Below are 23964 nucleotides of genomic sequence, written 5' to 3'. Positions count from 1 at the left end.
TCAATCGAATACGATAGACCAGAAGAGGCGCATTAGCCAGGTAGTTGCAGTTAGAAGTCTATACTTCGTAGCTGTAATAAGGGGGTCTAATGCCGAGGAAATATTAGCTATAGAACTAATATTTTCGGTCGTTAAGGCTGAATCCTTGCGACTGTCACCTGACACTTGGTGGAGAGCTTCTGGCCTTTGTTAATTGCACAAGCGATCTTTCTTAGTCTCGTTTTGCTGCTAGCAAAAGCCACGCTCTGCTTATTGTATTTTATAAGGAGAGAACCTTGCCCAATTTAACCGTTGCCAAATTTGGTGGCAGTAGCGTAGCTGATTATGCCGCTATGTCACGGTGTGCCGATATAGTGTTAAGCCAACCTGATATTCGCGTTATAGTTGTCAGTGCGAGTTCTGGTGTTACAAACTTATTAGTTGATATTACTCAAGTCTCCAGTGTAGAAACGCGCTTATTGGCTTTGCAGGGTATTGAAGATATTACTTTTGCGGTATTAGATAAGTTGCAGCATAAAGAAGCTGTAATGCCGAGTATTCAAGCATTATTACAACGTTTAACTACTTTAGTGAAGCAAGATAATTATAAGTTTTCACCAGCTGAAAAAGACGAAATACTTTCTTTTGGTGAGCGATTAAGCTCAGTTTTATTTAGTCAAGTTTTATTAGAGCGGAATATAGCTGCTTATTGTTTTGATGTAAGGCAGGTTATGCGTACCGATAGTCATTTTGGTAAAGCAGAGCCTGATATTAAGCAGATTAAAACGCTTTGTTTAGAGAAGCTTGTGCCTTTATTAAATCATTCAGTAGTTGTCACACAGGGCTTTGTTGGTGGTAATGAGTTATTGCAAACCACAACTCTTGGTCGTGGCGGCTCAGATTATAGTGCAGCCTTATTAGCAGAAGCACTAACAGCCGATGTGGTACAAATCTGGACTGACGTTGTGGGTATTTTTACCACTGATCCTCGCTTAACTGAACAGGCTCGCTGTATTAATGAATTAAGCTTTGATGAAGCTGCAGAAATGGCAACTTTTGGTGCTAGAGTTATTCATCCAGCAACATTATTGCCAGCAATTCGACAAAATATTGCAGTCTTTGTTGGCTCAAGCAGGGAGCCAAATTTAGGGGGAACTTGGATTGCAAAAGATGTAGAGAATAGACCAGCATATCGGGCGATAGCGCTAAGAAAATCGCAAACCTTAATTACCTTAAAAAGCCCTGAGATGCTGCATGCTGCAGGCTTTTTAACTCGGGTATTTGATATTTTAAGTCGTCATGATATCTCAGTTGATTTAGTAACAACTTCTGAAATTAGTGTGGCATTAACTTTAGACCAAGGCGGAATGACAACTGCTTTTAATTGCGATATAGATTTAGCTTTATCTGAATTAGAGCAGTTTTGTGATGTGTCTGTTGAGCGGGGCTTAAGTTTAATTGCAGTCATAGGTAATCATTTACATAGCAATGAGGGCGTGTCAGGCGAGTTATTCAACACTTTAGAGCGAATAAATATGCGTTTAATTTGTCATGGCGCCTCTAAACATAACTTGTGTTTTTTAGTTCAAGATAGTGAAGCTGTAGCTGTAGTTAAGCAGCTACATAATAGTTTATTTGCAGCTTAATTTACTGCTTAGTTAAGGCCATACTGTTAGCGTGATAGTTAGTCGATAGTGCAAACTGTCACGCTATGACTGAGGTTCATTCTCTACAGAGCGTAAGTCAAGTAATTGATACTTATCTATAAGTGCATACAAAGTCGGCCTAGTTACCCCTAAAATGTCCGCTGTTTTAGATAAATTACCGTTAGCTAATGAATGAGCATGACGAATGGCTAGGCTTTCTGCTTGCTCTCTTACCATGCGCAGGGTAGCTGTTTTGCTGGTTTTAGCTGTTAAGCCCAAATCTTCTGCAGTAATTTGTTTACTGTCAGCTAAAATAACAGCTGACTTGAGTTTGTTTTGTAGTTCACGAATATTGCCAGGCCAAGTATGTTGAAGCATAGCTTGCATAGCACAATCAGTAAAACCTTGAATTTTAGTCTTAAATTCATCATTAAAACGATGCAACAATGCTTTGGCTATAATAATAATATCGTGACCGCGATCTCTAAGCGGTGGGATCAGTAAAGTGATTTCGCTAATACGGTAATATAAATCTTCACGAAAGCTTTGCTCTGCTACCATTTCAGATAAATTTCGATGCGTGGCGCAAATAACCCGCACATCAACCTCTATCTCTTGGCGGCCGCCAACGCGTTCTATTACTCGCTCTTGTAAAAAACGTAACATTTTTGCTTGTAGGCTAAGGGGCATATCACCAATTTCATCAAGCAATAAGGTGCCACCATTAGCGCACTCAATTTTACCTAAAGTCGTTTTATTGGCACCGGTAAAGGCACCACGTTCATAGCCGAACAACTCACTTTCTAATAGGTTCTCTGGAATAGAAGCACAGTTAATAGCTACAAAAGGTTTATTTACTCTAGGGCTTTGTTTATGTATAGCACGGGCAAACACTTCTTTACCTGTACCACTTTCGCCTAATAATAGTGTGGTTATTTCTGTCGGTGCAATTTTTTCAACTGTACGACAGGCTTTAATCATAGCGTCACTATTGCCAATAATATCTTGGGTACTAGCGTTACTATTGCGTAAAGCTTTATTCTCAGCTTCTAATTTTGCTAGCTTTACTGCGCGATTTAAGATGATATTTAAAACATCGGCATCAATTGGTTTTTGATAGTAATCATAAGCCCCTTGAGCAATAGCTTTGAGTGCGTTGCTGTTATCAGTATTACCTGTAATAACAATAACCTTAACATCGGGGTTAAATTTTAATATTTCATCTAAGCAGGCTAAACCTTCGCTGGCATTTGTTTCGTCAGGTGGTAAGCCTAAATCAAGTGTTATAACAGCTGGCTCATAGCGTCTTAGCTGCGTTAATGCTGAACTTCTGTCTTGGGCAAAAACAAGTTCAAATTCTGATAAACTCCATTTTAATTGTTTTTGAATACCAAGATCGTCTTCTATGACTAGTATCGTTTTCATCTAACCATCCTTGTTATAACAGCTATACACTAGTTAGTGTAATGGAAGTATTAGGGTAAAGGTAGTTCCAATTGCTACAGTGCTACTAACCTGTAGTTCACCTTGATGCTGGGCTGCAAATTGCTGTGCGTCATAAGCACCAACACCCATACCAGAATTGCCCTTTGTTGAATCAAAAGGTTTAAATAAACGCAACCGAATAAACTCATCTGACATACCAGAGCCAGTGTCCGTAATGCTAATGATAGCTTTATTCTGCTCTACAGCTAAAGAGACCTTAATATCACCTTGTTCATCAGTAGCGTGCTGAGCATTATCAATTAGATGATAAATTACACTAGCAAAACGTTCTTTATCTAAAGACAGTTTAGCATCAACTGTAGCAGTAAATGAAGGTAAAGGCAGCTTGGTTGCACAGCGCTCTTTAACGACTTGGTTAATAACATCCTTAACGCTAAAGGTTGTTCCTTCAGTAGCTTGAGGTCGCTTACTACTAAGCTGCTGCAACATATTACCTAGACGTAACTGCATTGCGGCTAAGGTATCAAAGCTATCATCAATAAACTCAGGATTGTCACGATGTTTTATGCTGTTTTTAAGCATTAAATCTAATTGTGCTTTAACATTTTTTAAATCGTGGACAACAAAAGCAGACATACGGCTAAAAGCAGCAAATTGGGCATTTTCGCTTAAGGTTTCACTGGCTTGCATTAACAGTAAGTAGCTACCAACTTGTTCTGAAACTAACATTAAAAAGTCACGCAGTTCCCAATTTAAACTGAGTTGATCAATATCAGGTGCATTGAGTAAACATAGTCCCCATAATTCGCCCTCAGAATGAATAGGGACCATAATCTGGGCATCAATCTTTTTGATATTACTAATATTTGCCACAAAGCTATCAGTTTTATCATTAAGATCCACTAACCAGTATTTATCGGAAAATTGCGCGTTATACGCGGTAACAAGTTGAACTTCAGTAGGGTTAAGAGCGGGTCGGTCGTGGCAAGCCAAAGTAATAAAGTTTGTGCCTTGCGTGTAGCGAATAATACAGCCACGGCTGTAGCCAATGGTCTCTAACCAAGCTTGTAAAATAGTATGATATTGTTCTGGCTGGCTAAGATCAATTAAGCGTAAATGCCGAGTAAGCATTAACCATTTTTGGCGATAATCAAACTTATTTGCGAAGAAGTGCTTCTCAATATATACCTTTAGTTGCCGGCGAACTGCACCTGACAACAGTAAAACTGCTAACATGGCAAAGCCCAAGACTAAAAAGGTGGCTTGGATTAAATGTGACCATTGACCACCAATATAGCGGATATAAAAACCCGCAACGGCGATTAAAATTAAATAAATACCAGCGGCAAAAACCAATGAGCTTTGCAGTACAATATCGCGTGAAATATAAACATTAATGCCCCAAGCTTGAATGCGGCGAACAGAAATAATTAATAGCGGTACCATAGCGGCATAGACAAAACCTCGTGCAGACCACAATTGATGATTTACTTGGGCAAATAAAGCTGATTCAGCAAATAAGATAAAATCAAATAATACGCAAATAGTAAAACCAAGAACTAAAGGTTTGTATTGCCATTTATTACTGTTAGCGCGGCGATATATAGTTTCAAGTAAGGCTAGTTGGATTACGCAGAGCACTAAACTGCCAGTAAAAATGATATATGCCGAGACTAATTGCCAGCTACATAGTATGGCCCAAGCAATCATTGTTAAACTAAATACTTGTACATGCCTTTTTTGCCAGAAATGCTTAAATTGCAATTCTGTTTGGGCCAAGCTGGCTAGTAAAAATAATACTAAAATAAAGTTACGACTTAGCTCAAGTATAACTGAAAGATAATGTTCATAAGGTGCGGTATCGGTTAGCAGATAAAAGCTAGCCCATAAGGTGCTAATAAATGCCCAAGTCAATAATAATGAACGGGGTAAGTTTTTACTTTTAGTGGCTAAGGTTAGCAAAAAGAAAAAAAGAGTGGCTATTGCTGCTAAGGCAAAACCAATTCTATCTAAAGCTAACTGAGTAACAAAATCCATAAGCTTGGCCTATACAATACTACTTATTATTGGCTTGTTTTATTGCAGCAATGCATGTAAAAAATGGATGGGAATAGCATAGCTAATATTGCTAGGGTCACTTAGCACGGCTTCTCTAGTTGATTTAACAAACACTTTATTGACCACACCTATGACTTTAGCCGTTTTTATATCAATAAGCGGGCTGCCGCTGTTTCCTGGGTAGGCTGTTGCATCTAATTGATAGAGTAAAAAGGGCGCTTTTAATTGGCGTAAGGCGCGACTGTCAATAGTTTTTGAACTGTCAGCTGGTATGGCTATAGGGGTAATGGCAGAAATTATCCCGGTATGTGTAGCTGGGTATAAGCCTAAAACAGCAGTTATTGGGTAGCCAATTAATGCAATAGCACTACCTTCATCAATATGTTTGTCATCTGCTAATGTAACTGTAGGCAGTTTTTCTTTAATAGTTAAAACAGCTAAATCGTGGTCAGTGTCAGTTTTAGTGGCTAAAACTGAGTGTACTTTGATATTAGTACCGTTACCTGATAGAACGACGTAGCTTTCATTGCGCTGGGTATTGAGCGAGGAAGAAATAACATGATAGTTAGTGACAATTTTACTGCCATCAGCAATAGCAAAGCCGGTACCAACTAAACGGATCCGCGGAGCGGCTAAAGGATTATGGATACCAATAGCAACGATGGCCGGTTTGATATCTTTTATAACTTGAACTAAATCAGCTTTTACAGAAAAACTAAATAAGCAGCAAAGTAGCAAGAGGTGAGATAATAACTTTAACATAAAGTAGACACTCCATATCTATATTTATATGTTGTGATTTTATATTAGCGTAACTGATAACAAATAGCTGTAATCAATTAAAGTTTTATCGGCTTGAAAAGCTAAGGATGGTTATAATAAACCCAGCTATTATAAAAACAGCTGGGTTTAGTCTAGGCAGGGCTTTTATACTTTACGGCCTTGGCTAATAATTTCTTGAGCCATTAAATCTGCAACTGTACTGGTTGGTAAAGCTTGTTCATCAGCACGCTGAAATAAGTTTAATAAAGTATCGTATATTTCATTTACTTTAGCTGTAGCTTCGTCGGCATTATAGCCTTCAGCACGCATTTCAAAGGCAACGTTAATAATACCACCGGCATTTATAACGTAATCTGGTGTATATAAAATACCCTTTTGTCTTAATACTTCACCGTGGCGGCGCTCTTTTAGTTGGTTATTAGCGCAACCAGCTATTACTTTAGCTTTTAATTGCGGAATAGTGTCATCATTTAAGGTAGCACCTAAGGCGCAAGGTGAATAAATATCAGCTTCTACACCATAGATTTCATCTAAACCTACAGCAGTAGCACCAAATTGCTCTACAGCACGTTGCACAGCTTCTTGGTTAATATCGGTAACGATAAGTTTGGCACCTTCTTTATGCAGGTGTTCACACAAATAAAAACCCACGCTGCCTAAACCTTGTACGGCAATAGTTTTACCGGCTAAATCGTCACTGCCAAAAGCATGTTTAGCTGCTGCTTTAACACCGCGGTATGTACCTAAAGCAGTAAAAGGCGCAGGGTTACCACTTTTACCTTCTAAGCCAGCTACATAAGGTGTCTCTTTATGTACTTGCATAATGTCACTAGTGGTAATGTTAACGTCTTCAGCACTGTAATAAGTACCTGATAAACGGTGAACCATACGACCAAAGGCACGGAATAACTGCTCTGATTTTATTTTTTTTGCATCACCTAAAATAACTGCCTTACCACCACCAAGGGGTAAACCGGCCATGGCATTTTTATATGTCATGCCCCGAGATAAACGTAATACATCGTTTAATGCTGCTTCATCTGACGCATAATCCCATAGCCGACAACCACCAACAGCTGGGCCTAAGGCTGTGCTGTGAACTGCGATAATGGCTTTAAGCCCAGTTTCAGCATCACTACAATAAACAATTTGTTCATGGTTATCGAACTCAGAATGATTAAATACTGCCACGACTGATTTCTCCGTTAATAAGATAAGCCTATCGATTAAATTAAGGATAGGTTCTACGACTGCCAAAATAGAGTGTGATTTTCTGCGGCGCAATGTAGCATTTCAAAACAACTTTCACCACTATCACAGTAAAATTTAAACTGGTCATGCCAGTTGGCTGCGATGAACTGTTTAGTCGGAACAATCTAGATCAGAGCTTGATTGTCATTAAGCTCTGATCTAGAGTAAGGAAAATTAATATTAGGAAGTAGTACAATGAGTGAGCAGTTAACTCAAGAGCAGCAAGTAGAACAACAAGAGTTTGAGAAAACTAGAGCTGAATGGGTTCGTAAGCAATTTCAAAAGGCTAACGAATACTTGGCTAGCAAAGGCATAGTGCCAGATAATGTTAGTGTTAAAGAGAGTCGTTATTTGCCACCTTACATGGCAATTTGGAAACTAAATACTAAACAAAAACAATCATATTGGGTTATTAGTGGTGATTTACCGACGGATCATTTAGCGATAACTGCTGCTGAAAATGCTAGAGAAGCAGTTCGCTCTTTTTCTTTACAGTGGCAAATGAAAGCACAGCAAATTATTAATGCCGGTATTGATGATAAAACTAAGCATGATTTTGCTCAGTTATTGATTAACCGTGCTGAAGCTTTATATAGCATGTTTGAAGATGAGCAACTATGGCAAGCTGAGCCAGTCTAATATGTAAATATATTCTTACAATAATAAAAAACCGCAGTAATAGCGGTTTTTTATTATGTGCACATTATTCAGTAAAGTACCAATAGCCTAGATTTATCATTTGCGTGAGTAATTGTAGGCGTTCATCAGATTGACTGAAAATTAGATTGTCTGTTACAGATAAGATTTCTTGATCGGTTAACAGTTTAACCGTCGCTAGCTCTGTAGCAGGAATACTGACTTTATCGCCATTAATAAAAAGTAAAATATCACTACTGGCATCAGCTTGATAGTAGCAACAACGTAAGCCTCCCACTCGAGTTAATACCGAACCTTCTGTAATATATTCAGCAATTTCTTCTACCGTGTAATGTGGATCTGGCTGATTAATATCTAGTTCATGCTTAGCTTGACTAATCATCTCACCAAACCAATGTGGTAATAACTCCTTATTATTAGCCATATCACTTACTAGCTGCTGGACTTGTTGTAAATCAGCAGCGGTGATAGCGCCTATAGATTCAGCTGGCTGCCGATTTTGGTCGCTAAAACGATTACCACTTAAGTTTTGATCCAGTAAGTGATCGGCAAAGCCATTAATTAAATCTTTTTGTGATGGTGCTCTAAAACCAACAGAGTAATTCAGACTGTTTTCAATACTGATACCATCGTGCGGACATCCAGGTGGTATATATAAAATATCTCCAGGTTCGGTAATGACATTAATGCAGTCAGTAAAAGGGCTAACTTGTAATAAGCGAGGGTGGGGGCAATGTTGCTCTAAGCTTGGATCAGGCATACCAACACGCCAGTGCCGTTTACCTTCACCCTGTATAATAAAAACATCATATTGATCTAAATGCGGACCAACACCGCCACCTGGGGTGGAAAAGCTGACCATTAAGTCATCTATACGCCAATTAGGTATAAAACGAAACGGCTGTAATAATTTTGCCGCCTCTTGATGCCAATGATCAACAGCTTGAACTAACAAAGTCCAGTTTTGCTCACCAAAGTTAGCATAGTCAGTAAAAGGTCCGCTGTGCAGTTGCCAGTTGTTATTGTTATTACTAACAATGCGCGATTCAATTTCTTCTTCTAAGGCTAAACCAGCAACCTCATCAGCACTTAAAGGGTCAACAAATTGTTTAAACCCAGCTTTAATTAGCACAGGTTTTTTTTGCCAATAGTGCTGTAAAAATTCAGCAAGGCTAAGATGACCCCAGTTTAGTGTGTACATAGTTATTCCTGATATCTGCTTTGCTTAAAGCATGGCTAAAAGTGCGAATAAAAAAGGCGCTATATTATTAGCGCCTAGTATATAAATTAATACTTAAACTTACAAAGTATCAGTTATGCTAACTGCAGCACCAATATAATTAGCTGGCGTTAATTGTTTTAGCTGGGATTTAACGTCATCTGGTAAGGCTAAACTGTCAATAAACAAGTGTAAGTCAGCTGCTTTAATACGTTTACCACGAGTTAACTCTTTAAGTTTCTCATAAGGCTTTTCAATTGCGTATTTTCGCATGACTGTTTGTACAGGTTCAGCCAATAATTCCCAGTTTTGGTCAAGCTCAGCCAATAGGTTGTCTGCATTTACTTCAAGCTTACTAATGCCTTTGAGTGTAGCGTGGTAGGCAATAAGCGTATAACCAAAGCCGACGCCTAAATTACGTAAAACCGTAGAGTCGGTTAAGTCACGCTGCCAACGAGATACTGGCAATTTAGCTGACAAATGGCTAAAGAGCGCATTAGCTAGCCCTAAGTTACCTTCAGAGTTCTCAAAATCAATAGGGTTCACTTTATGTGGCATGGTTGATGAGCCAATCTCGCCAGCAATAGTGCGCTGTTTAAAGTGACCTAAAGCAATGTAGCCCCAAATGTCTCGATCAAAATCGAGCAAAATAGTATTAAAGCGAGCAATAGCATCAAATAGTTCAGCAATGTAGTCGTGAGGCTCTATTTGAGTGGTAAAGGGATTCCAGCTTAAGCCTAAGCTAGTAACAAATTGCTCTGATAATTGATGCCAATCTAGCTCTGGGTAAGCTGATATATGAGCATTATAGTTACCTACAGCGCCATTAATCTTACCCAGAATATCTACAGCTGCAATTTGATCACGTTGTCGCTTTAAACGCATATAAACGTTAGCCATTTCTTTACCCATAGTCGTAGGTGAAGCAGGCTGACCATGAGTGCGCGCCATCATAGGAATACTTTTATGTTCGTTTGCTAAAGTTTTAATGGCCTCAAGCAAAGCATCACATTGTGGCAGTAAAACTTGGCTGCGTGCATCATTAAGCATTAAACCATGCGATAAATTATTGATGTCTTCTGAGGTGCAAGCAAAGTGAATAAACTCACTGATAGCAGCAAGCTCTTTATTATTGGCCACTTTTTCTTTTAGCAGATACTCAACAGCTTTAACGTCATGATTGGTTGTTGCTTCAATATCTTTTACTCGCTGAGCATCTTCTAAGCTAAAGTCGCTAACGATACTATCTAGCAAACTATTGGCTTCTGAAGATAAACTTGGTACTTCAGTTATACCTGCAGTGGCGGCTAAAAACTGTAACCAACGTACTTCAACGGTGACGCGGTATTTAATTAGACCAAACTCGCTAAAATACTGACGTAAATCAGTTGTTCTGCTGCCATAACGTCCATCTAAGGGAGAAATAGCGGTAAGTGCATTCAGTTGCATGTCGGCTCCTATAAGCTCGAAGGGGACAGCTGGGCTAAAGCTTGTTTGGCTTCTGCAACCAGCTTGCGGCGTTTAAAGATAAAGTGTAAGCGGCTGCCACCGGCTTGGCGCCATAGGACAGCTGCACGAATGGCGGCTAATAACAAGGCACGAACTTTATGTTGTACATTGTTTTGTTTTAATAGTTCAGGCTGACCATAGATCTGGATCTTAGTACCCATACTGCTAATACAATTGCTGTAAATGTCGGCAAGATTGGCAATAACATTGTCATCTGTAATGGTAAAGTGTTGTAGTTGACGCTCTAAATGCTGCAGTTTATGTGCTAATTGGGTCATTTGTTTTGGTGTTTTATGCAGCTTTCTTTCTAGTGCTAGCACACCAACTAAGTAGCGGGTTAGTTCAACGTCTTTTTGCGGTTTGTCACCTAGTTGATCAACTAGTAACTGTAAACCTATTTGTAAATTTTTAAGTTCACCACCATAAACATCTAGTGTGCTTGCTGCATCTAATTTAGCAACACTATTAAGGCAGATAGCAAGTTCTGCTTCCATACTGCTATTACTGCGGGCGCTATGCTGTACTAATTTAACCGCTTGGCATAAGCCGGCAAGCGCAATAATTTGATTATTAAGAGAGTTATTCATTAATTTAGTGTTTTATCAATAATGCCGCCACCAAGGCAGACGTCGTTAAGGTAAAATACCGCAGATTGGCCAGGTGTTACGGCTTTTTGTGGCGTATCAAAATTTACGATGACATCACCATTTTGTTGCGGGATTAAGCTGCAACCTATATCTTGCTGTCTATAGCGTGTTTTTACGGTACATTTTAACTCAGCAGTTGGACCTTTACGATCAGTCCAATGTAATTGCTTAGCGATTAAGCCTTGGCAAAATAAGCGCGGATGATCTTGGCCTTGGCCAACAATTAATTTGTTATTAACTAAATCTTTATCTACCACATACCAAGGCTCTTCGCCGGCATCACGTAAACCACCTATGTGTAAGCCTTTACGTTGGCCAAGAGTATGGTACATCAAGCCATCATGCTTACCTATTACAGCACCATCTACACTAACAATATCACCCGGTTGGGCGGGTAAATACTGCTGTAAAAAATCTTTAAATTTACGTTCGCCAATAAAGCAAATACCGGTACTGTCTTTCTTATCATGAGTAATTAAGCCTTGCTGTTCAGCAATAGCACGCACGGCAGGCTTTTCTAACTCACCTATTGGAAACAAAGTTTGGCTAACATGTTGCTCACTAAGGGTATATAAAAAGTAGCTTTGGTCTTTATTATTATCCAAGCCTCGAAGTAGTTGCCAATGGCCATCTATATAGCGGCGGCGAACATAATGGCCTGTCGCAATATAATCTGCGTGTAGTGCTTCAGCTGCAAATTCTAAAAACGCTTTAAATTTAATTTCTTTATTACACATAATATCAGGGTTAGGTGTACGTCCTGCTTTATACTCAGCCAAAAAGTATTCAAATACATTATCCCAATATTCTGCTGCAAAATTAACTTTATGTAGCACTATGCCAAGCTTGTCACAGACATCTTGTGCATCGGCCATATCTTGTGCTGCAGCGCAATATTCATCATTATCGTCTTCTTCCCAGTTTTTCATAAACAGGCCTTCAACTTGATAGCCTTGCTGGATAAGTAAATAAGCTGATACTGAAGAATCAACTCCGCCGGACATGCCGACAATGACTTTCTTACTGCTATTTTCTGCCATTACACCGTACTTTTAACTAGTTAAAATCTCGGCGCGTATTATAGCACTATTCTCATTGACAAAGCATGTTATCTTGTTGGCTGGATCAGATTTAAAGGTAGACGGACGCCCTGTTGAAATAGTTGGATAGCATCTAGCACTAGTTGACTCCGGACTGCCAATGCCGAATCTAAAAGCTCTTGCTCATTATACCAATGCAGGGCAAGGATATCGGGGTCTTGTGAACTATACTGCTCAGGTAGGCAGGTAGGTTCAAATATAAAGTTAACTCTAACATAACGATGATTATTCGCTGCATGTAACTGAGAAATGCCTAGCCAATGGCTTGGAGTTAGGTTTAAGCCGGTTTCTTCTAATAATTCTCGGCTAACTGCTGTTAATAAATCTTCATTTTCTTCTACATGACCGGCTGGTTGATTTAAAACCCGTAATTGACTTTGTTTATCAATTTCTTCAACAAATAAAAATTTTTTTTGGTAATGCACCACCGCAGCAACGGTGAGATGTAGCTGTTCTCTGCTCATAATCGAAGTTCTTATTGCCAACTGATTGCACTCTATGGTTGACAACTTAGCATATAGGATGAAAAAAGCTTAGGCTACTGTTAACTATTTTATTAAATGCCATGCTGCTATACTACGGCCGCTTTGCAACAAATGCGTTTAAAATATCAACATCGTACAAGCATCGGCATAAGTTGCTGATACTATAGTGCAGATGATCGCGAACACATTACAGGAATAGATATGTCAGATAAAATTGCAAAAATTATATACACAGAAACCGATGAAGCACCAGCCTTGGCCACTTACTCTTTATTACCTATAGTACAAGCCTTTGCAGCTGCTGCAAGTATAGAAGTAGAAACTCGTGATATTTCACTATCTGGGCGCATTATTGCTCTTTTCCCTGACTTTTTAACGCCAGAACAGCAGATAGCTGATGCCTTAGCAGAATTAGGCGAGTTAGCAAAACAGCCTGAAGCTAACATTATTAAGTTACCTAATATTAGTGCTTCTACACCACAACTAAATGCTGCGATTAAAGAATTACAGCAAAAAGGTTATGCCTTACCGGATTACCCAGTAGAGCCTAAAACAGATCAAGAACGTGATATTAAAGCGCGCTACGATAGAGTAAAAGGTAGTGCAGTAAACCCTGTATTACGAGAAGGTAACTCAGATCGTCGTGCGCCGGCCTCTGTTAAGCAATATGCGCGTAAGAACCCACATAGCATGGGTGCATGGTCTAGAGACTCTCTTTCTCATGTTGCCCATATGACCGATGGTGACTTTTATAGTAGCGAGAAGTCAGCTACTTTAGATAAAGATGACACCTTAAAAATTCAGTTAGTCGCTAAAGATGGTAGCGTTACGGTATTAAAACCAGAATTAAAAGTATTAGCAGGTGAAATTGTTGATGCGGCTACTATGAGTAAAGCGGCATTATGTGCGTTCTACGATAAGCAAATTGCCGAAGCTAAACAACAAGATGTTTTATTATCATTGCACTTAAAAGCAACAATGATGAAAGTGTCAGATCCTATTATGTTTGGCCATGCGGTTATTACTTTCTTTAAACCTGTTTTTGATAAGCACGCCGCTTTATTTACTGAGTTAGGTGTTGACGTTAAAAATGGTGCTGGTGATATTTACAGCAAAATTGCTACTTTACCGCAAGCTAAGCAAGATGAAATTATTGCTGATTTAAATGCTTGTTATGCTAATCAACCTGAATTAGCGATGGTTAATTCAGATAAAGGTATTACTAATTTACATGTACCAAGTGATGTGATTATTGATGCTTCTATGCCAGCAATGATCCGTAGTTCAGGTAAAATGTGGGATACAACCGGTAATTTAAAAGATACTAAAGCGATGATCCCTGATCGTTGTTATGCCGGTGTGTATCAAGAAACCATTAATTTCTGTAAAAAACACGGTGCTTTTGATCCTAAAACCATGGGTTCAGTGCCTAACGTGGGCTTAATGGCGCAAAAAGCAGAAGAATATGGCTCGCATGACAAAACCTTTGAAATTGCCACAGCCGGTGTTGTTCAAGTACTCAATAGCCAAGGCGAAACAGTTTTTGAACATGCAGTAGAGCAGGGCGATATTTGGCGTATGTGCCAAGCTAAAGATGCACCAATCCGTGATTGGGTAAAATTAGCGGTTAATCGTGCTCGTTTAAGCAATACACCTGCGGTATTCTGGTTAGATGAAAATCGTGCTCATGATCGTCAGTTAATGGCTAAAGTGAATACCTATTTAAAAGAGCATGATACTAGCGGCTTAGACATTCAAATTATGTCTCCTGTTGAAGCAACGCGCTTCTCATTAGCACGTATTAAAGATGGCTTAGATACAATTTCTGTAACGGGTAACGTACTACGCGATTACTTAACCGACTTATTCCCAATTTTAGAGCTAGGTACTAGTGCTAAAATGTTATCAGTAGTGCCACTGATGAATGGCGGTGGTTTATTTGAAACTGGCGCGGGTGGTTCTGCACCTAAGCACGTTGAACAGTTTTTAAAAGAAAACTATTTACGTTGGGACTCATTAGGTGAGTTTTTAGCCTTAGCGGCGTCTTTAGAACATTTGAGTTTAGTTACTAATAACAGTAAAGCTAAAATTTTAGCTGATGCTTTAGATCTAGCTACAGCTAAGTTCTTAGACAATGATAAATCGCCGCGTCGTAAGCTTGGTGAATTAGATAACCGTGGTAGTCATTTCTATTTAGGCATGTACTGGGCAGAGGCTTTAGCAGCGCAAACTACAGATCCAGAGTTGCAAAGTCGCTTTGCTAAGTTAGCACAAGCGTTAAATCAGCAAGAAGCGACAATTGTCGCTGAGTTAAATGGTGCTCAAGGTAAAAAAGTTGATATTAACGGTTACTATCGTCCAGATAGCAATTTAGTTTCAACAGCTATGCGGCCAAGCAATACCTTAAATACTATTTTAGCAGCGTTATAATAGAACTATATATTTCTAACAAAGTAAAAAGCAGGCTTTAAGCCTGCTTTTTTTATCGGTGCGCACTAAATTTTTAGTGGACGTAGCAATTACTCAACTATTTCGCCTGGAAGTTTAATATTGACAGCATGTAACCCTTTAGGACCATCTGATAAATCAAACTCAACGTCTTGGCCAGCTTTTAGTGTTCGGTAGCCATCCATACTAATAGTAGAATAATGAGCAAAAATGTCTTCGTCTCGACCATCTTCTCTAATAAACCCAAATCCTTTGGCATTATTGAACCATTTTACTTTACCGGTAGCCATACAACTTACTTCCTTCTCTAAGTTAGCTAAATTCTGTATTCTAGGTTAAATGGTGGGGGGAAAGCGTCACCTCCATCAACTACTGTAGATAATTTGTGCAAACAGTCAAGTTATTTGCAAAAATAAACCTAATTTTTACTATATGTTAACATTAACCCTTTGATGGATGACGCAGCTATGGCTATAGTTTATGAACAGTAATAAAGAAATTGAAGAACAAGATGTTGTATTAGAGCAGTTAACGCAGCAACGGGTTGAACCACCGCGAATGTATAGGGTAGTGTTGCATAATGATGACTACACCCCCATGGATTTTGTAATAGATGTTTTAAGTCGTTTTTTTAACTTGCAGTATGAGCAAGCGACTGAAATTATGCTAAAAGTACATTATGAAGGTAAAGGTGTTTGCGGTACTTTTACGGCTGAAATAGCCGAGACCAAAGTTCAACAAGTGATGCATTATGCTAAAGAGCATCAGCATCCATTACTTTGTACGATGGAACACGCTTAAATTCGGTCTTAGTTTAGTCTACTATTGTACTCAAGTAGTTTAGGAGTTGGATATGTTGAATAAAGATCTTGAGTTAACGCTTAACATGGCATTTAGGTTTGCCCGTGAGCGTCGACACGAGTATATGACAGTAGAACATTTATTATTAGCACTGTTAGATAATCCAGCAGCAGGGGAAGCGTTACGCTCTTGTGGTGTGGTTATTGACAAGTTTCGTGCCGAATTAGCAAGCTTTATCGACTCAACCACACCTGTTTTGCCTGAGGGAGAGTTAGAGAGGGATACCCAACCTACCTTAGGCTTTCAGCGAGTGTTACAACGAGCCGTATTTCATGTTCAATCTTCAGGCAAAGTAGAGGTTACTGGCGCGAATGTCTTAGTTGCTATTTTTAGTGAGCAAGAATCGCAAGCGGTATATTTATTAAAGAAAATAGATATTAGTCGTTTAGATATTGTTAACTTTATTTCACACGGTGTAACGAAAACCGAAAAGCTAGAACATCATGATGAGCACATCCAAGAAGATGGTACTGAAGCAATCAGTGATGACAGTAAGCATTTAGATAACTACACCTCTAACTTAAATATTTTGGCTAAAAATGGTGAGATTGATCCCTTAATTGGCCGCGATAAAGAAGTAGAGCGCGCGGTTCAAGTATTATGCCGACGTAAAAAGAATAACCCACTTTTAGTAGGAGAAGCTGGGGTAGGTAAAACGGCGATAGCCGAAGGTTTAGCCTATAGAATAGTTAATAATGAGGTACCAGAAGTTATTGCTAATGCAACCATCTACTCGCTAGATATGGGCGCCTTATTAGCAGGAACTAAATATAGAGGTGATTTTGAAAAGCGCTTAAAAGCCTTACTCAAAGAGTTACAGCGAGAAGAAGACGCCATTTTGTTTATAGATGAAATTCATACTATTGTCGGTGCCGGTGCTGCATCTGGTGGTGTGATGGATGCGTCAAATTTGATTAAACCGTTGTTATCAAGTGGTAAGTTACGCTGTATGGGGTCTACTACTTATCAAGAGTTTAATTCAGTGTTTGAAAAAGATACGGCTTTAGCTCGTCGTTTCCAAAAAATTGACGTGTTAGAACCTAGCGTTGAAGACACAACAAAAATTTTGTTAGGTTTAAAAGAACGTTATGAAAAACACCATAATGTGAGTTATACCCAAAAAGCAATTCGTGCAGCGGCAGAGCTATCTGCTAAATATATCAATGACAGACATTTACCTGATAAAGCCATAGATGTTATTGATGAAGCGGGTGCTAGTCAGCGTTTATTATCAGAAGAGTTGCGCAGCAAGGTAATTGATGTTGCGGAAATAGAACATGTTATTGCTAAAATGGCACGTATTCCAGAGCAGTCGGTATCGGCTTCAGACACCGATGTTTTAGCAAATTTAGATCGGAACTTGAAACTAGTTGTATTTGGTCAAGATAAACCAATTGAAGTATTAACTTCAGCTATTCGCTTGTCTCGCTCAGGCTTAGGTAATGAAGAGAAACCTATAGGTAGCTTTTTATTCGCCGGCCCAACTGGAGTAGGTAAAACTGAAGTGACTAAGCAACTAGCTAAGGTATTAGGTGTAGAGTTACTGCGATTTGATATGTCCGAATATATGGAGCGGCATGCGATTAGTCGGTTAATTGGTGCACCTCCAGGGTATGTCGGTTTTGAACAAGGTGGATTATTGACTGATGCTGTTTCTAAACATCCTTACTCAGTAGTGTTATTGGATGAGATAGAAAAAGCTCACAGTGATATTTATAATATTCTGTTACAAGTAATGGATCACGGGACCTTAACGGATAATAATGGCCGTAAAACTGATTTTAGAAACGTAGTATTAGTGATGACCACCAACGCAGGCGTACAAGAGACTGTACGCAAGTCTATAGGCTTTAAGCAGCAAGACCATAGCTCTGATGCTCTTAATGAAATTAATCGCACCTTTAGCCCTGAGTTTCGCAATCGATTAGATGGAATTATTTGGTTTGAACACTTATCTGAAGATATTATTTTACAGATAGTTGATAAGTTTATCTGCGATTTACAAGTGCAATTAGATAAAAAACAGGTAAGTCTTGAAATTGATGCTAATGCAAGGCAGTGGTTAGCTGATAAAGGTTACGACAAAACAATGGGAGCTAGACCCATGGCAAGACAGATCCAAGAGCATTTGAAAAAACCGTTAGCCAATGAAATATTATTTGGCCAATTAGTGCATGGTGGTGATGTAAAAGTAGCTTTAATTAATGAAGAATTGCACTTTGAATATCAAGTTGCAGATGAGCCTGCATTGGCTGATTAAAGCAGATATAGTAAAATTAAAAACCCGGTGTGATACCGGGTTTATTATATTTTGCCATGTAGACTTAAACTAATTAGTTGTTAGTATCAATTAACGTTGACGGAAAACAATACGGCCTTTAGTTAAATCATAGGGGGTTAATTCTACAGTCACTTTATCGCCGGTTAAAATACGAATATAGTTCTTACGCATTTTTCCAGAAATGTGAGCGGTAACGACATGGCCGTTTTCAAGTTCAACTTTGAACATAGTATTTGGCAGGGTATCCAAAATGGTACCTTGCATTTCAATAACGTCTTCTTTCGCCATTCAGCGCATTTGCCTCTTTAAATTGGATGAACCATAAAAAAATCTGCGCAAATTGTGCCGAAATTGACGGCATAAGTAAAGGAAGAAGCGCATTTTTAGCTAAATGAATGCCATTGTCCCCGAATAAAGCGTTGTTGCGGCTTAAAATTAGCCTTGTAAGCCATCTTTTTACAGCTTTCAATGTTATAACCAAGATATAACCATGTCTTGTTTAGTTGACGTGCGACTGTTGCTAAATTAATGATAGCTAATTTACCAGGAGATAAATAACTAACATTGGGGCTATAAAAAGTATAGACCGCAGAAAGACTATTTTCTAATACGTCGACAATAGTCACACTGACTAATTGGTTATTATGATATTGCTCTAAAAATTGTACTGCTAACCAGTTACATTCTAGCATGCTATTTAAATCGGCTTGGCTTGCTGGGTACATACTGCTTTGTTTATGCTTAAACGAAATATAAGCTTGATACAACGTAAAGTAGGGAGCAGATGGCGTGCTAACAAATTGGTAATGCCAAGCTTCTTTTTGAGCCTTTTTTAGTAGCTTGCGTTGGCTAGCGCTTAAGGTTAATAACTTTGGGTTTAGCCTTACTGCTTGGCATGCATTGCAAGATGAACAATGTGGGCGGTAAGCCTGATGATGGCTGCGTCTAAAGTTAAGATCCATTAATTGCTGATATAAGTCAGCTGTTAGTGGTGTAGCAGGTAAGACGAAAGCGAGTTTTTGTTGTTGCTGTGTTAAATAACTGCAAGGACTGTCATAAGTTAACCCCAGCTCTATATTCTGCATTATATAGCCAATATAATTGTTTGAGGTTGCCAGCAGTTAGCAGCAATTATCTCATCACGTTGTTGATACAATAAGGATAAATAATCATTACGAGAAATAACGCTAGCACCCATTTGGCTTAAAAAAGGATTTGGAATTTGACAATCTATCCAACCTGAAGCGTACTGCTGCAGATGTTGCTGTAAGGCTATCAACGCAAATTTTGCCATATTAGGGGCTAAATTAAACATAGATTCACCACAAAATAAACTACCTGTTGCTATACCGTATAAACCGCCAACAAGCTGCTTATTATGCCAAACTTCTAAACTATGGGCGTGGCCAAGGGTATGTAGTTGATAATAAGCCTGCTGAATTTCCGATAAAATCCAGGTTTCAGCTTGGGAAGCTCGCGGCGCAGCACAATGCTGAATAACTTGTTTAAAGCAAGCATTGATAGTAAAGACTAAAGGGGTTTTATGTAGTTGTTTTCTTAAACTGCGATTTAAATTTAACGAATTAGGTGCAAAGATTGCACGTTGCGATGGGCTCCACCATAGAATAGGATCTCCTTGACTAAACCAAGGGAAAATAGCTTGGCGATAGGCAGAGATTAAGCGTTTAGCTGTTAAGTCTCCACCCATTGCGAGCAAACCATCTGGTGAGCTAATAGCTTGATCAACTGGCGGAAACAAATAGTTAGTTGCCGCCAGTTCAGGTAAGTAAATGGTCAATTTAAAAGCTTACTTAGCTAGTGCATCCAAATAACGCTCAGCATCGAGTGCAGCCATACAACCCGTACCCGCAGAAGTGATAGCTTGACGATAAATATAATCAGATACATCACCTGCAGCAAAGACACCTGGCAAGCTAGTTTGGGTGGCATTGCCGTCTGAGCCACTGTGTACTTTTATATAGCCGCCATTCATATCTAGTTGGCCAGCAAAGATATCAGTATTAGGTTTATGACCTATAGCAATAAATACGCCTTGTAATGCAAGTTCTTCATCAGCTTCGCCTTGAGTAGATTTAAGACGAACACCTGTTACGCCACTGTCATCACCTAATACTTCGTCTAATTGACGATGGGTATGTAAAATAATGTTGCCGTTTTTTACTTTGTCCATTAAACGGTCAACTAAAATTTTTTCTGCTTTAAAGCTATCACGGCGGTGAACAAGGTGAACTTCCGCTGCAATATTAGACAAATATAATGCTTCTTCAACAGCAGTATTACCGCCACCTACTACAGCTACTTTTTGATTACGATAGAAAAAACCATCACAAGTTGCACAAGCTGAGACACCGCGACCACTAAATTTCTCTTCAGAAGGTAACCCAAGATATTTAGCTGATGCACCAGTACAAATAATTAAAGCGTCACAGCTATAAACGCTATTATCACCAGTAAGTATAAAAGGGCGCTGCTTTAAATTTACAGTATGAATATGATCAAAAACAATTTGGGTATCAAAGGCTTCAGCATGTTGTAGCATTCTATCCATTAACGCTGGACCGGTTAAACCATGTGCATCACCAGGCCAGTTTTCAACATCTGTAGTCGTGGTGAGTTGGCCACCCTGTTGCATACCTGTGATAAGTACCGGCTTAAGATTAGCGCGAGCTGCATAAACCGCAGCAGTATAACCAGCTGGCCCTGAACCTAAAATTAGTAGCCTACTGTGTTTAATCTCTGACATTCAATTCTCCAAAACTGCATTAAAAACGTTAATGGTGTCGATTCTAAAAGAATGTAAGCCAGAGTGAAAGTGCTTGGCGAGATTTAACCCTAATCTGGCTGTAAACAAATAAATATAGGTAATTATTTAAAAATAATTACCTTAAGTAGGGATAAATAAGAGATGAATATTGGTTTCACTGTACCTTGGTTGTTAGCAATACTAAGAAAAATTTCTGAGGATACTGCGCTATAATTGTTTCTAATTTATAAACTTAGTATTTGTTGTAGGTAAACGCTGTCCCTATTAACATTAAAAATTTTCTAACTCAGGAAAATTTACAAAATTGTAATAAAATATATGATAAATGTTATTGATTGTAACTTAAGAAGCGGGTAGGTTATTGTTTGTGCAGGATGCGCAATATAAAAAAAGGATAGAATAATAATTAAGGGTAATATAATGAGAACATCAACCACCTTAATTGCAGCAACTACCATCTGTGCGTTAAGCTTAACCGCTAGCGCTGTTGCAGCAAGTTTAAATCAATCGAACTCGGTACTAACACCTGTAGCAGGCTTAATCGAAGTCAAAGCTGAACAGCGTTACATTGTTAAATTTAAATCCGCTGAACTCATGTCAACATTAAGTGATTCTGAGCAAGTAGTTAGTTCTGAATCTGCAGAAATGTTTACTCAACGTTCCCAGCAATTGCTATCTCAATATAATCTTACAGCTATTGACCAGTTACCTATGGTTCAAGCTAGTGTAGTGGAGTTAACTCCAGAGCAACACAAGTTATTAGCAGCTAACCCTAATATTGAATATGTAGAGCTGGATCAGAAGCGTTACCTTATGGATATGGTATCGCCTATGGCACAAAGCACACCTTATGGTATTTCTATGGTGCAGGCTAACTTAGTTAGCGATAGCAATGCAGGTAATACAGGTGTTTGTATTATTGATACCGGCTATCAGTATAACCACAGTGACTTACAAAGCTCAGGGACTAGTGGTTATGCTTTTTCTGGACACGGTAACTGGTATTCAGATGGCAATGGTCACGGTACCCACGTAGCTGGAACTATGGTAGCACTTGATAATAATACCGGTGTTGTCGGTGTTATAGGTTCAGGTCAAGCAAATGTTCATATAGTAAAAATATTCAATGACCAAGGCAATTGGACCTATGCTTCAAACTTAGTGAACGCGATCCAGTCTTGTAAAAATGCCGGCTCTAAAGTGGTTAATATGAGTTTAGGTGGCGGTTCTGCTACCCAAACTGAAAGAACAGCAATGGATAACTTTTACAACAGCGGTATGTTATTAGTTGCTGCAGCGGGTAATGATGGTAACACTTCGTTTTCATACCCTGCATCTTATGATGCTGTTGTTTCGGTTGCTGCAGTTAACTCTAGCGGTAATTTAGCTAGCTTCTCACAGCGAAACTCGCAAGTTGAGATTGCAGGTCCAGGTGTAAACGTTAGTTCGACATGGAATAACGGTGGCTACAATAGTATCAGTGGTACCTCAATGGCCTCGCCTCACGTAGCCGGTGTTGCTGCTTTAGTATGGAGTAACCACCCACAGTGTACTGCACCACAAATTCGTAGCGCGCTTAATGCGACAGCACAAGATCGCGGAGCCAGTGGTAGAGATACTTCTTATGGTTGGGGTATTGTAAAAGCAAAAGCGGCTCATGATTATTTAACCAATAATGGTTGTAGCGGTGATGACGGTGGTGGCACTACACCGCCGCCCAGCAATGGCGCTACTTTCAATAATCTCTCAGCATCTGCTGGTCAGTGGTTACGTGGTAGCTATCAAATACCATCAGGGGTTTCTTCTGTAACCTTTAAAACAACCGGTGGTTGGGGTGATGCTGATTTATACATTCGCTTTGGCGCTGCACCAACTACTTCTTCATTTACCTGTCGCCCTTATAGAACGGGCAACGAAGAAGTTTGTACTATAAACAATCCAAATGCAGGTACTTGGCATGTTGGTATCCGTGGCTATCAAAACTTTGGTGGCTTAACCTTTAGCTATCAGTATTAATTGATACGTTAATAAGTTAAATAAAAAACAGGCTTAGATTAAGCCTGTTTTTTATTATAAAACATAAATTAGTATAGCTAAAAAGTGAAAAACACTGCCTGCTAAAACAAATAAATGCCAAATAACATGATGCATATAGAGTTTTTTGGCTACATAAAATATTACACCAATGGAGTAGCTTAATCCCCCTGCTAATAACAGCCAGATCGCCTCTATAGCGACATTATTTAGGATGGGGTTAATGGCAAAAATAACCAGCCAGCCCATTCCTAAATATAAAGCTAAAGATAGCTTTTTATATTTAAGCTTTGATCCCAGCTCAATGGCTACACCAATAACAGCGATAGCCCAGATAATACAAAATAAGGTTAGCCCCCAATCATTACGTAAACTAATAAGAGTAAAAGGCGTATAAGTGCCGGCAATAAGCACAAAAATTGCTGCATGATCTAATTGTCTAAACCAATTTTTCACTACTATATTTTTACTAGCATGATACAGCGTAGAACTGCTGTACATTAACACTAAACTCAAACCATAAATTACACTACTCATTAAATAAATGGTATTTTGTTGTACGCTAGGTAGATTAAGCATTAAGAGTAAGCCAGCTAAGCTTAAAATGGCTCCAACTGCATGAGTGATAGTGTGTAATAACTCTTCCGTTGTAGAGTAAGGTGCTGAAATAGACATAAGGCTTCAATAAAGTTTTCGATACTTAAGTTTACCATGGCGGCGAGCTTTTTATTCTATATTTTCTTAGTGCTAGCTATGCTACTTTTTAAATAGATTT

21 protein-coding genes and 1 riboswitch are annotated in these 23964 nt (G+C 38.9%); of the genes, 6 read left to right on the top strand and 15 right to left on the bottom strand.

Going from position 1 to position 23964, the window contains the following annotated elements:
* Positions 1–14 precede the first annotated feature (14 nt).
* Positions 15–187: riboswitch (Lysine riboswitch) on the top strand.
* 88 nt (positions 188–275) lie between these two features.
* Complete coding sequence (lysC, locus tag RDV63_RS09985; RefSeq protein WP_313909353.1) at positions 276–1625, top strand: lysine-sensitive aspartokinase 3; 1350 nt, start codon at positions 276–278, stop codon at positions 1623–1625.
* 63 nt (positions 1626–1688) lie between these two features.
* On the opposite strand, the gene prsR is transcribed toward lysC, so the two are convergent.
* The 4 genes from prsR to RDV63_RS09965 all read right to left on the bottom strand — a co-directional run bounded on the left by prsR (position 1689) and on the right by RDV63_RS09965 (position 7103).
* Positions 1689–3050, bottom strand: a complete 1362-nt coding sequence (prsR, locus tag RDV63_RS09980) for a PEP-CTERM-box response regulator transcription factor (protein ID WP_313909352.1) — start codon at positions 3048–3050, stop codon at positions 1689–1691.
* 33 nt (positions 3051–3083) lie between these two features.
* Positions 3084–5108 (bottom strand): XrtA/PEP-CTERM system histidine kinase PrsK, encoded by a 2025-nt coding sequence (gene prsK, locus RDV63_RS09975; protein ID WP_313909351.1) that lies wholly within the window; start codon positions 5106–5108, stop codon positions 3084–3086.
* Positions 5109–5147: 39 nt separating this feature from the next.
* Entirely contained in the window at positions 5148–5891 is a 744-nt protein-coding gene (locus RDV63_RS09970) for a serine protease (protein WP_313909350.1), read from the bottom strand.
* Between the two features lie 165 nt (positions 5892–6056).
* Positions 6057–7103 (bottom strand): Glu/Leu/Phe/Val dehydrogenase, encoded by a 1047-nt coding sequence (locus RDV63_RS09965; protein ID WP_313909349.1) that lies wholly within the window; start codon positions 7101–7103, stop codon positions 6057–6059.
* Positions 7104–7358: 255 nt separating this feature from the next.
* Between RDV63_RS09965 and RDV63_RS09960 the strand changes: the two genes are divergently transcribed.
* Positions 7359–7802, top strand: a complete 444-nt coding sequence (locus tag RDV63_RS09960) for a DUF4826 family protein (RefSeq protein ID WP_313909348.1) — start codon at positions 7359–7361, stop codon at positions 7800–7802.
* A gap of 64 nt (positions 7803–7866) precedes the next feature.
* Here RDV63_RS09960 and RDV63_RS09955 read toward each other — a convergent pair whose 3' ends face one another.
* The 5 genes from RDV63_RS09955 to RDV63_RS09935 form a co-directional block, all read right to left on the bottom strand.
* Positions 7867–9021: a cupin domain-containing protein gene (locus RDV63_RS09955; protein WP_313909347.1), complete on the bottom strand. Its 1155-nt coding sequence runs from the start codon at positions 9019–9021 to the stop codon at positions 7867–7869.
* A 99-nt stretch (positions 9022–9120) separates the two neighbouring features.
* The gene (gene purB / locus RDV63_RS09950; protein ID WP_313909346.1) at positions 9121–10488 is read right to left on the bottom strand and encodes an adenylosuccinate lyase; all 1368 of its coding nucleotides are present in this window, start codon (positions 10486–10488) and stop codon (positions 9121–9123) included.
* A gap of 8 nt (positions 10489–10496) precedes the next feature.
* Positions 10497–11135: a high frequency lysogenization protein HflD gene (hflD, locus tag RDV63_RS09945; protein WP_313909345.1), complete on the bottom strand. Its 639-nt coding sequence runs from the start codon at positions 11133–11135 to the stop codon at positions 10497–10499.
* Positions 11135–12235: a tRNA 2-thiouridine(34) synthase MnmA gene (mnmA, locus tag RDV63_RS09940; RefSeq protein WP_313909344.1), complete on the bottom strand. Its 1101-nt coding sequence runs from the start codon at positions 12233–12235 to the stop codon at positions 11135–11137. The genes hflD and mnmA overlap by 1 nt, the downstream gene beginning before the upstream one ends.
* 68 nt (positions 12236–12303) lie before the next feature.
* Positions 12304–12759: an NUDIX domain-containing protein gene (locus tag RDV63_RS09935; RefSeq protein ID WP_313909343.1), complete on the bottom strand. Its 456-nt coding sequence runs from the start codon at positions 12757–12759 to the stop codon at positions 12304–12306.
* A 222-nt stretch (positions 12760–12981) separates the two neighbouring features.
* On the opposite strand from RDV63_RS09935, the gene RDV63_RS09930 reads away from it, so the two are divergent.
* Positions 12982–15210, top strand: coding sequence for an NADP-dependent isocitrate dehydrogenase (locus tag RDV63_RS09930; RefSeq protein WP_313909342.1), 2229 nt, complete (start codon positions 12982–12984; stop codon positions 15208–15210).
* A gap of 89 nt (positions 15211–15299) precedes the next feature.
* On the opposite strand, the gene cspD is transcribed toward RDV63_RS09930, so the two are convergent.
* Positions 15300–15518 (bottom strand): cold shock domain-containing protein CspD, encoded by a 219-nt coding sequence (gene cspD / locus RDV63_RS09925; protein WP_313909341.1) that lies wholly within the window; start codon positions 15516–15518, stop codon positions 15300–15302.
* A gap of 190 nt (positions 15519–15708) precedes the next feature.
* On the opposite strand from cspD, the gene clpS reads away from it, so the two are divergent.
* Complete coding sequence (clpS, locus tag RDV63_RS09920; protein WP_313909340.1) at positions 15709–16029, top strand: ATP-dependent Clp protease adapter ClpS; 321 nt, start codon at positions 15709–15711, stop codon at positions 16027–16029.
* Positions 16030–16081: 52 nt separating this feature from the next.
* Positions 16082–18349 carry an ATP-dependent Clp protease ATP-binding subunit ClpA gene (gene clpA / locus RDV63_RS09915; protein WP_313909339.1) on the top strand — a complete coding sequence of 756 codons (2268 nt, stop codon included), beginning with the start codon at positions 16082–16084 and terminating at the stop codon, positions 18347–18349.
* A 90-nt stretch (positions 18350–18439) separates the two neighbouring features.
* Here the strand turns inward: clpA and infA are convergent, their stop codons facing one another.
* The 4 genes from infA to trxB form a co-directional block, all read right to left on the bottom strand.
* The gene (gene infA / locus RDV63_RS09910) at positions 18440–18658 is read right to left on the bottom strand and encodes a translation initiation factor IF-1 (RefSeq protein ID WP_313909338.1); all 219 of its coding nucleotides are present in this window, start codon (positions 18656–18658) and stop codon (positions 18440–18442) included.
* A 95-nt stretch (positions 18659–18753) separates the two neighbouring features.
* Complete coding sequence (locus RDV63_RS09905; RefSeq protein WP_313909337.1) at positions 18754–19455, bottom strand: arginyltransferase; 702 nt, start codon at positions 19453–19455, stop codon at positions 18754–18756.
* Entirely contained in the window at positions 19455–20168 is a 714-nt protein-coding gene (aat, locus tag RDV63_RS09900; RefSeq protein WP_313909336.1) for a leucyl/phenylalanyl-tRNA--protein transferase, read from the bottom strand. Before aat ends, RDV63_RS09905 begins: the two co-directional genes overlap by 1 nt.
* A gap of 9 nt (positions 20169–20177) precedes the next feature.
* Positions 20178–21134, bottom strand: a complete 957-nt coding sequence (gene trxB, locus RDV63_RS09895) for a thioredoxin-disulfide reductase (RefSeq protein WP_313909335.1) — start codon at positions 21132–21134, stop codon at positions 20178–20180.
* Positions 21135–21575: 441 nt separating this feature from the next.
* On the opposite strand from trxB, the gene RDV63_RS09890 reads away from it, so the two are divergent.
* Positions 21576–23171 carry a S8 family serine peptidase gene (locus RDV63_RS09890; RefSeq protein WP_313909334.1) on the top strand — a complete coding sequence of 532 codons (1596 nt, stop codon included), beginning with the start codon at positions 21576–21578 and terminating at the stop codon, positions 23169–23171.
* Between the two features lie 54 nt (positions 23172–23225).
* On the opposite strand, the gene trhA is transcribed toward RDV63_RS09890, so the two are convergent.
* Complete coding sequence (gene trhA, locus RDV63_RS09885) at positions 23226–23864, bottom strand: PAQR family membrane homeostasis protein TrhA (protein WP_313909333.1); 639 nt, start codon at positions 23862–23864, stop codon at positions 23226–23228.
* Positions 23865–23964: the final 100 nt, after the last annotated feature.

It is taken from the genome of Rheinheimera sp. MMS21-TC3 (assembly GCF_032229285.1).
Taxonomy (GTDB): domain Bacteria; phylum Pseudomonadota; class Gammaproteobacteria; order Enterobacterales; family Alteromonadaceae; genus Alishewanella.
This window is presented reverse-complemented; position numbering and strand designations above follow the sequence as displayed.